The 1,476-nt window shown below is 47.8% G+C and carries 3 protein-coding genes; 1 reads left to right on the top strand and 2 read right to left on the bottom strand.

The annotated features are described in order from the left end of the window. Positions 1–430: LON peptidase substrate-binding domain-containing protein (locus JU82_RS07350; protein WP_037948771.1), on the bottom strand; the 430-nt coding region annotated here is incomplete at its 3' end. A gap of 26 nt (positions 431–456) precedes the next feature. Next, the gene (gene bamD / locus JU82_RS07345) at positions 457–1,173 is read right to left on the bottom strand and encodes an outer membrane protein assembly factor BamD (RefSeq protein WP_037948769.1); all 717 of its coding nucleotides are present in this window, start codon (positions 1,171–1,173) and stop codon (positions 457–459) included. A 124-nt stretch (positions 1,174–1,297) separates the two neighbouring features. Here bamD and fliW point away from each other — a divergent pair. After that, a partial coding sequence (gene fliW, locus JU82_RS07340) for a flagellar assembly protein FliW (RefSeq protein WP_037948774.1) occupies positions 1,298–1,476 on the top strand: 179 nt, incomplete at its 3' end.

Here is a 1,476-nt window from a genome sequence, read left to right as displayed (position 1 = left end):
GTGACAGGGCCCGCACTTTTTCACGCAGCACTTCGAGAATCGCATCCATTTTCAGTTCATTGACGCTTGCCGACTGGATCAGATCGACATGGGCCCGCAAATGCTCGCCCGGCAATACGTCTATCACATGACCGCGAGCCAATCCCTGAAACAGGACTTTGATCCGTCCGTCGGGAAGGACCACCTTTCGCATGATCGATCCGATGACTCCCGCATCGTAGATCGAATCGCTCTCGCGTTCCCCTTCGTGTTCAGGCTTCACCGGACAAACGATCACCAGCGAATTGCTTTCAATCGCTTCGGCCGCCGCCGCGATGTTTTTCTCATCGCTGAGAAAAAGGGGCGAAATCATAAAAGGATATAAAAAAAGTTCGTCTTCCGCGATAACGGGAAGAACGGTCGGAAAAGAGCTGTAATTACTGAGTTGCATCGGGAAACTATCCTTAAAAGACGTACTTATTTACTCTCGTTATTATCCATCGAAATAACACTGCGGGTTTGCGGAATCAGAAAATCATACCAGCTGCTGCTTCCGTCGCCTTCAAACATTGCACGATACCACGGGATGTCGGCGTTGACGATCTCCGCCGGGTTTACCCACGTTACCGGAGCGATCGAACGGTAATATGTCGCTCCCTTGGGTTTTCCCAGACGATCATACAGCTGCGCGATTTTTTCGTTCAAATCCCCACGGGCCAGCTGCAATTGCGTTTCCATCGTATTGACGAGCGGAAGATACATTGAATAAGGGTAGCTTGTCTTGAACGATTCGACCCCTTTGAGCGTATCGTCGATCAGCCCCTGATCACGCCCCGGATTGGGGAGGGCCAGAAACTTAGCTTTGATCTTCAGGAATTCGGCGTATTCGCGCCCTTCCGGCGTCGCATAACGGCGGATATATTCATTCAAAAAGTGTTCGGCCAACAGATATTCTTCCTGAGCCATGTGCGCCTGAGCCATGATCATCGTCGCTTCGGCCAAAAACGGAGAGCTGATGTGTTCACTTTGCAGCGAGCTGAAATAACTGTCCGCTTTTTCCAAATTTGCATCGCCTACGGCTTTCACCATCTTTTCATACCAGTATTCCGCGGGTTTGTTATACTCTTCGATATCTTTACCGCATCCGGTAAAAAGAACAAGCAATACCATTGCAATCAGCGAACTTCTAAACATAATCAAGCCTACATTTCATTTTTGAGACTATTTTACCAGAAAGAGATTAAACAGCCCCGCTATCAGTCGAAACTTTTTAGCTTGATATGTTAGAATCAGTTCATTCTGTTCAAAAGAGGTTGTCATGCAGTTTGCGTTAAAACTCCCGTTGCTCGGGTTCGAATCGGTTAAACATATGGAGCTGAAAAAAATAGACGATATTTTCATGCGCCTTGAAAGTGTCGAAGAAGGCCCTTCGTTCACCCTTGTCAGCCCGTTTGCTTTACGTGAATATTCTTTTGACATCCCTTCTTCACTGCAGGC

Source organism: Sulfuricurvum sp. MLSB (assembly GCF_000747095.1).
GTDB lineage: Bacteria > Campylobacterota > Campylobacteria > Campylobacterales > Sulfurimonadaceae > Sulfuricurvum.
Note: the sequence above shows the minus strand (reverse complement) of the source record. Positions and strands in the feature narration are given on the sequence as shown.